6 protein-coding genes (1 of these 6 only partly in view) are annotated in these 7,500 nt (G+C 69.7%); 5 read left to right on the forward strand and 1 reads right to left on the reverse strand.

Annotated elements, in window-relative coordinates:
• On the forward strand, positions 1-308 hold a 308-nt coding region (locus tag L6Q21_RS14480; protein WP_237831483.1), incomplete at its 5' end, for a GcrA family cell cycle regulator.
• Between the two features lie 266 nt (positions 309-574).
• Here L6Q21_RS14480 and L6Q21_RS14485 read toward each other — a convergent pair.
• Complete coding sequence (locus L6Q21_RS14485; protein ID WP_237831484.1) at positions 575-1,429, reverse strand: N-acetylmuramoyl-L-alanine amidase; 855 nt, start codon at positions 1,427-1,429, stop codon at positions 575-577.
• A 301-nt stretch (positions 1,430-1,730) separates the two neighbouring features.
• On the opposite strand from L6Q21_RS14485, the gene L6Q21_RS14490 reads away from it, so the two are divergent.
• The 4 genes from L6Q21_RS14490 to prmC form a co-directional block, all read left to right on the forward strand.
• Positions 1,731-3,794 (forward strand): transglycosylase domain-containing protein, encoded by a 2,064-nt coding sequence (locus tag L6Q21_RS14490; RefSeq protein WP_237831485.1) that lies wholly within the window; start codon positions 1,731-1,733, stop codon positions 3,792-3,794.
• Positions 3,795-4,250: 456 nt separating this feature from the next.
• Positions 4,251-5,516 carry a histidine--tRNA ligase gene (hisS, locus tag L6Q21_RS14495; protein ID WP_237831486.1) on the forward strand — a complete coding sequence of 422 codons (1,266 nt, stop codon included), beginning with the start codon at positions 4,251-4,253 and terminating at the stop codon, positions 5,514-5,516.
• Complete coding sequence (gene prfA, locus L6Q21_RS14500) at positions 5,516-6,601, forward strand: peptide chain release factor 1 (RefSeq protein WP_237831487.1); 1,086 nt, start codon at positions 5,516-5,518, stop codon at positions 6,599-6,601. Before hisS ends, prfA begins: the two co-directional genes overlap by 1 nt.
• 65 nt (positions 6,602-6,666) lie before the next feature.
• Positions 6,667-7,500, forward strand: partial view of a peptide chain release factor N(5)-glutamine methyltransferase gene (gene prmC, locus L6Q21_RS14505; RefSeq protein WP_237831488.1) — the 5' portion only. 6 nt of this gene lie beyond the right edge of the window; 834 of the gene's 840 nt are visible here — the first part of the coding sequence; it begins with the start codon at positions 6,667-6,669; the stop codon falls past the right edge of the window.

Consider the following 7,500-nt stretch of genomic DNA (forward strand, 5'->3'; position numbering starts at 1 on the left):
AGCCGGCCCCCGCGCCGGCCGAGCCGCTGGCGCCGGCCTTCCAGCCGGTGCCGCAGGCCGCCCGCCCGGCCGCGCCCCGCGCCAAGGGGGCGAAGGTGACGCTGCTCGACCTGAACGACCGCATCTGCAAATGGCCGATCGGCCATCCGGACGAGCCGGACTTCCACTTCTGCGGCAAGCCGGTGAACCCCGGCTTCCCCTATTGCGGCGAGCATTGCCTGGTCGCCTATCAGGCGCAGATGCCGCGCCGCGACCGGCCGGCCGGCCCGCCGCGCCCCTTCGGGCCGAACCTGCCCCGGCCACGGTAACAGCGCTTTGTCTGGCGATCGCGCCGTTTACGAACCAGCGGCGATCATGCGGTCGTCGCTCTGACAACCGACATTTCCAACAGCCGTCGCCCCGGGCTTGACCCGGGGTGACGCTGTCTTCCTCCAGCGCCGCGCCAGCCGAAAAGCTGGACCCCGGGTCAAGCCCGGGGTGACGGGGGGGGGTTACAGCCTCGCTTCCCACTGGAACCGCCGTTCACCGCGTGGGTTTCAAAACCGCACAATCGCCCTTTGTCGGCCCGGCGGTGTCAGGCGGCCGGGCGGAGATATTCGCCGTAGCACCAGCCTTCGAAGGCGCTGTTGCCGTCTCCGACGCGGACGCGGATCCAGCTTCCGCGCACCTCCAGCTCGATGACCTGCAGGCCGTGCCTGAGCGGGCCGCGATCGAGCTTGTCGAAGTTCGTGCCCGGCCCGCCCCGGATGTTGAGCGGCGAAGAGGGCGAGTGAACGACGAGGCGCCGGCCGCCGATGTCCTCCGGGTCGGCGCGGTCGCCGAGCAGGCGCCGCATCCGCGCCATCGGAAAGGCCGGGCCGGGATCGACCTTCAGCCTGCGCACGCCGTCCACGTCGCGGTGGCCGAGGATTTCGGAAATCGTCGGACAGGCGGCGAGGGTGGCGCGGACGAGGCGCTCCACCGCGCCCAGTTGCGGTTCCGGGAAGAGCGGCCACCAGGTCCGCGCCGAGCCGACCCAGGGGTCGCGCGCCTCGATCAGGCCGGGGAAGGGGGCGAGCCGGCTTTCCGGCACCGGCTTGCGTTCCCAGTTCAGCAGCTCGCCGCCCGCCGAGCGGAAATGGTAGCCGGGATTGACGATCTCTATCCCGATCGAGCGCTGGTTCACCTGCCCGCCGCCCCGGAACACGCCATAGCCGGCGTGCCAGGCGGTGTCGTTCAGATTGACCATCTGGGTGATCTCGCCGGTCGTCTCCACCACGAAATGGGCGCTGGACTTGCCCGATGTGGAGGCGAAGGTGGCGATCGCCGAGGCGGCCGTGTAGCTCGCCGTATAGTGCAGCACGATGAGTTCGCGGCTGTGGTGGCCGCGATTGATGTTGGGCGACTGCCGGCGCGCCACGCCGTCCGCCCATCCGCCTGTGATGCGCATGATGCCTGCTCCCCTGATACTGACCCCGCGGCGCAGTATCGGCCTGTTCGGCCGCGTAGGACAGCGGGAAATGCGGGCTGCGGCAGGCCGTGGGCGAATAGTGGGGCGCGAGCTAATCCGTCACCCGGGGTTTGACCCGGGTCCGGCTTTTCCGGAAGCATGGCGGTGGAGGCGGGAAGCTGGACCCCGGGTCAAGCCCGGGGTGACGGGATTGGGGGTGAAGCTGCTCACCGCAAACTCGAACTGACCCCATTGTCTCTGGGTGCTTTGCCTTGTCGCCGCCGCAATGCCGGCCTAAGGCATGAAGGGAAAGATGCCCGCCCAGCCCCCGAAAAGCCCGCCGCCCAGACGCAAGCCCAAGCGCCGCTCCGTCGCGCGGCTGCTGCTGATCGGCGTGATCGGCTGGAGCGCGGCCTTCGCGCTGCTGGCGGTGCTGGGCGTCTCGCTGGCGGTCGCCATGTCGATGGCTTCGCTCCCCAGCTATCAGGAGCTGATGAAGAGCCCGCAGGGCCAATCGGTGGTGATCCGCGCGGCGGACGGCACGGAACTGGTGACGGTGGGGCCGAGCTATGGCCGCTGGCTGCCCTACAACGAGATCCCCGCGCCGATGATCGAGGCGATGAAGGCGGTGGAGGACCGCCGCTTCGACTGGCATCCGGGCGTGGATCCGATCGGCATGCTGCGCGCCGCCAAGGTGAATTTCGAGGCCGGGCGGACGGTGGAAGGCGCCTCCACCATCACCCAGCAACTGGCGCGCAACCTGTTCCTGACCCGCGCCCAGACCTATGGCCGCAAGGTCCGCGAGCTGATCCTGGCGATGGCCATGGAGCGCAAATACAGCAAGCAGCAGATCATGGAGGCCTATCTCAACCGCGTCTATTTCGGCGGCGGGGCCTATGGGATCGATGCCGCCAGCCGCAAATTCTATGGCCATCCGGCCAGCCAGCTCGATCTGGAAAAGGCGGCGATCATCGCCGGGCTGGTGAAGGCGCCCAGCCGCTACGCGCCGACCGCCGACCCGGAGCGGGCGCGCGGGCGGGCGAAGGTGGTGATCGTGACCATGCGCGAATCCGGCGCCATCACCCCCGAGCAGGCGGCGTCGGCGGATGTCGATTCCGTGCATTTCGTCGTGGACCGCAACCAGGGCGACGTGCGCTATTTCACCGACTGGGTGCTGACGCAGCTGGAAACCCTGACCGACGAGGCGGAAGAGCCGCTGGACGTGACCACCAGCCTCAACCCCCGCCACCAGGCCGCCGCCGAGGCGGCCGCCAAGGCGCAGCCGATCGGCGGCACGCAGATCGCCATCCTCGCCATGCGCCGGGACGGCGCGGTGACGGCGATGGTCGGCGGGCGGGACTACGCCACCAGCATCTACAACCGCGCGGTGGTGGCGCGGCGGCAGCCGGGCTCTTCCTGGAAGCTGTTCGATTATCTGGTGGCGCTGGAAGAGGGCATGACTCCGGATTCGGCGGTGGTCGACGAGCCGCTGCGCATCGGCAACTGGAGCCCGCGCAACTCCAACGGCCGCTATCTGGGCGCGATGTCGATGAAGCAGGCCTTCGCGCTTTCCGTGAACACGGTGGCGGTGCGGCTGGCGCAGAGGTTCGGCTTCGACAGCGTGGCGGCGATGGCGCGGCGCTTCGGAATCACCACCCCCATTTCCACCCAGCCGGCGATGGCGCTGGGCGCCTCCGAAGCGACGCTGATCGAGATGACGGCGGCCTATGCCTCCATCGCCGGCGGCGGGGTGGAGGCGCGGCCATGGGCGATCCAGTCCATCACCACCGCCTCGGGGCGGACGCTCTACAACCGCGAGCCGGACACGCCGCGAATCCTCGTCGCCCCCTTCGTCGCCCAGCATATGACGGGCATGCTGCGCGCGGCGGTGGAGACGGGCACCGGCCGCGCCGCGCAGATCGGCCGCGAACTGGCCGGGAAGACGGGCACGACCAGCTCCAACAAGGACGGCTGGTTCATCGGCTTCACCCCCGATCTGGTCGCCGGCGTCTGGATGGGCCGCGACGACGCCAAGCCGGTGCGCGGGCTGGCCGGCGGGCAGGCCCCCGCCCGCGCCTTCGCCGCCTTCATGAGCCGGGCGCTGACCGGCGTGGCGCCGACGCCGCTGGACGACGAGGTGTCCGTGCCCGGCTACGCCGTGACCGAGCCGGACGCCGAGGCCTATGGCCTGGCACCCGGCGGCGAGCTGTTCGACAATGGCGGGCAGCCGGTGAACCCCGGGCAGCTGGACCCCAGCCTGCGCGCCGATGCGCCCGCCGCCCCGCCGGCCCAGCCGGAAGCCGCGCCGGCGCCGCTGACCGACAAGTGGCTGGAAGAGGCTACCGCGCGGGGGCCTGAGGTTTAGAGCTTGTGGTGGCGGGCAGGCTTTGAAGGGGCTCTGCCCCTTCACCCCGGCAGGGAAATGATTTCCCTGCACCCTCAATCCTCACGCAGCGCCAGACCGGCCAACATAGCCCATAGCTGTCACCCCGGGCTTGGCCCGGGGTCCAGCTTTTGGGCGGGCAAGACGGTGGAGGCGGAAAGCTGGACCCCGGGTCAAGCCCGGGGTGACGAATGGCTCACCACCCCGAACACAGCCGCGCGCGCAACAGGTTTCGATTGCCTGCGGCGCTTAAGCCAGCCAGCGCCGCAGGCAATCGGTTCCATCGCTTGCACGGCGTTGACGAACTTCCCGAGAACCGGGGGTGCAGGGGCGTCACGCCCCTGCCGGGGTGAAGGGGCGGAGCCCCTTCGAACCTCTTCGCATCGCCGGCACGCCGGGGCTTTTGCATCCCCGCCCCTTGCCTGCTAGGCGCGCGCCATGAGCGATGATCAGAAGCCGCAGCGGCCGAAAGCGCAGCCCGTCCGCGGCATGCAGGATTTCCTGGGGGAGCCGGCGGCGCGGTTCGAGCATGTGGCGCAGACGTTCCGCGACGTGTCGCGGCGGTTCGGCTTCCGGCGGGTGGAAGTGCCGGTGGTGGAGTTCACCCATGTGTTCGCCCGCACGCTGGGCGAGACGACGGACGTGGTTTCGAAGGAGATGTACTCGTTCGAGGACCGGAACGGGGAATCGCTGACCCTGCGGCCGGAGTTCACGGCGGGGATCTGCCGGGCTTATATTTCGGAGGGCTGGCAGCAGTTCGCGCCCTTGAAGCTGGTGACGCATGGGCCGCTGTTCCGCTACGAGCGGCCGCAGAAGGGGCGGTATCGGCAGTTTCACCAGATCGACGCCGAGGTGATCGGCGCGGCGGAGCCGGCGGCCGATGTGGAGTTGATCGCCTTTGCCGACCTGCTGTTGAAGGAACTGGGGGTGCAGGGTGTGACCTTGCAGCTGAACACGCTGGGCGACGCGGAGACGCGGGCGGCCTGGCGGGACGGGCTGGTGGCGCATTTTTCCGCCCATAAGGACGTGCTGAGCGAGGAAAGCCGCAAGCGGCTGGAGACGAACCCGCTGCGGATTCTGGATTCCAAGGAGGCGGCGGACCGGCCTCTGGTGGAGGCGGCGCCTGCGATCGACGCTTATATGAGCGCCGAGGCCGGGGCTTTCTTCGAAGCGGTGCAGAAGGGGCTGCAGGCGAGCGGCGTGGCCTTCGAGCGGCAGGCGCGGCTGGTGCGCGGCTTCGATTATTACCGCCACACGGCCTTCGAGTTCGTCAGCGATGCGCTGGGCTCGCAGGCGACAGTGATCGGTGGTGGGCGCTACGATGGGCTGATCGAGGCGATGGGCGGGCCGCATACCCCGGCCGTCGGCTGGGCGGGCGGTATCGAGCGGCTGATGATGCTGTGTTCCGAGCCGGCGGCGGCGGATGTCGAGGTGGCGCTGGTGCCGATGGGCGAGGCGGCGGAACTCGCCGCGAACGGCCTGCTGGCGGAATTGCGCGCGGCGGGCTTTGCGGCCGAGCAGGGCTGGCGCGGCAATATGAAGAAGCGAATGGAGCGGGCGGCGAAGTCCGGCGCGCGCTTCGCGGTGATTCTGGGGGATTCCGAACTGGAGGCCGGAACGGTTGCGCTGAAGGATATGGCCGCCGGCACGCAGCGGACGGTGGCGCGGGCCGATCTGCTGGCGGTGCTGCAGGCCGCGCGTTGATGGTGCAGCTTTCCGACCAGCGTCTGGCGCAGATCGTCCAGCGGCAGGAGGCGCTTTCCAGCGAGATGGCGAATCCGGCGCTGGAGCCTTCGCGCTTCGTGGCGCTGTCCAAGGATTATGCCGAGCTGACTCCGGCCGCCGACGCGGCGCGGGCGGTGATCGGCATGCGGCGCGAGCTGGCGGAGCTGGAGGCCTTGGTGGCCGATCCGGCCGCCGACGCCGAGATGCGGGCGCTGGCCGGCGAGGAATTGCCGGAACTGAAGGCGCGGCTGCCGGAGGCGGAGCGGGCGCTCGCCCTGCAACTGCTGCCGAAGGATTCGGCGGACGCGAAGCCGGCGATCCTGGAAATCCGCGCCGGCACCGGCGGCGACGAGGCGGCGCTGTTCGCCGCCGATCTGGCGCGCATGTACCAGCGCTACGCCGAGCTTCGCGGCTGGCGGGTGGAGACGATCAGCGCCTCCCCTTCCGAACTGGGCGGGTTCAAGGAAGTGGTGATGGGCGTGAACGGCGAAGGCGTGTTCGCGCGGATGAAGTTCGAAAGCGGCGTGCACCGGGTGCAGCGGGTGCCGGTGACGGAAGCCGGCGGGCGGATCCACACTTCGGCGGCGACGGTCGCCGTGCTGCCCGAGGCGGAGGAAGTGGATGTGGCGATCGACGACCGGGATTTGCGGATCGACGTGTTCCGCTCCTCCGGCCCTGGCGGGCAGAGCGTGAACACCACCGATTCCGCCGTGCGCATCACCCATTTGCCGACCGGGCTGGTGGTGAGCCAGCAGGACGAGAAGAGCCAGCACAAGAACAAGGCCAAGGCGATGAAGGTGCTGCGCGCCCGGCTTTACGAGCTGGAGCGGGAGAAGCTGGCCTCGGCTCGCTCGGCCGACCGCAAGGCGATGGTGGGGTCGGGGGATCGTTCCGAGCGGATCCGCACCTATAATTTCCCGCAGGGGCGGGTGACGGACCATCGCATCAACCTGACCCTGCACCGCCTGCCCGAAGTGCTGGAAGGCTCCGGGCTGGAGGAGCTGGTGACGGCGCTGATCGCCGAGGATGAGGCGGAGCGGCTGGCGGCATTGGATGCGGTCTGAGCCGGATGGCGATCTTTTTTGGCTGAGCCGGATGGCGATTAGTTTGGCTGAGCCGGATGGCGATTATGGTGCCTGAAACAGGTGATCGGCATTCGCTGTTGCGGGCGGCGGCCGGGCTGATCCCTGGCGATACCCCCCGGCTGGATGCGGAATTGCTGCTGTCGCAGGCGCTGGGCGAGGAACGGTTGCGGATGCTGGTGGGGTCCGTGCCGGTGAGCGACGAAAGCCGGGCGGCGTTCGCGGCGATGGTCGCGCGGCGGATTCGGCATGAGCCGGTGGCGCATATCCTGGGCGAGCGGGAATTCTGGTCTCTGCCGATCCGGGTGACCGCCGACGTGCTGGTGCCCCGGCCGGACAGCGAGACGCTGATCGCCGAGGCGCTGGCGCATTTCCGCGCCGGGCCGCCGGCGACGATACTGGATCTGGGCACGGGGTCGGGCGCGCTGCTGCTGGCGGCGCTTTCGGAATGGCCCGACGCGCGCGGGCTGGGAATCGACCGTTCCGAAGCGGCGCTGGAAGTGGCGCGGGGGAATGCCGAAGCGCTGGGGCTTGGCGGCCGGGCGGATTTCCGCTTGGGCGACTGGACCGACGGGCTGGAGGGGCGGTTCGAGCTGATCCTGTGCAACCCGCCCTATATCCCGGACGGCACGGAACTGATGCCGGACGTGGCGTTGCACGAGCCGGCCGGCGCGCTGTTCGGCGGCGCCGACGGGCTGGACCCCTATCGGCGGCTGATCCCGGAAATGCCGGAACGGCTGGCGCCGGGCGGGGTGGCGCTGTTCGAGTTCGGCGAGGGGCAGGCGGAGGCGTTGCGGGCGATGGCCATGGATTCCGGGCTGAAAGCGGATGTGGCGGCCGATCTCGCCGGCCGGCCGCGGGTGCTGAAAGTCCTTGCGGCG

The organism is Sandaracinobacteroides sayramensis, assembly GCF_022014495.1.
In the GTDB taxonomy this organism is placed as follows: Bacteria; Pseudomonadota; Alphaproteobacteria; order Sphingomonadales; family Sphingomonadaceae; genus Sandaracinobacteroides; species Sandaracinobacteroides sayramense.

What these genes read in the sequence shown, in the direction of transcription:
- L6Q21_RS14485 (WP_237831484.1), bottom strand. Translation starts at nt 1,429, where the DNA reads ATGCGCATCACAGGCGGATGGGCGGACGGCGTGGCGCGCCGGCAGTCG.
- L6Q21_RS14490 (WP_237831485.1), top strand. Translation starts at nt 1,731, where the DNA reads ATGAAGGGAAAGATGCCCGCCCAGCCCCCGAAAAGCCCGCCGCCCAGA.
- hisS (WP_237831486.1), top strand. Translation starts at nt 4,251, where the DNA reads ATGAGCGATGATCAGAAGCCGCAGCGGCCGAAAGCGCAGCCCGTCCGC.
- prfA (WP_237831487.1), top strand. Translation starts at nt 5,516, where the DNA reads ATGGTGCAGCTTTCCGACCAGCGTCTGGCGCAGATCGTCCAGCGGCAG.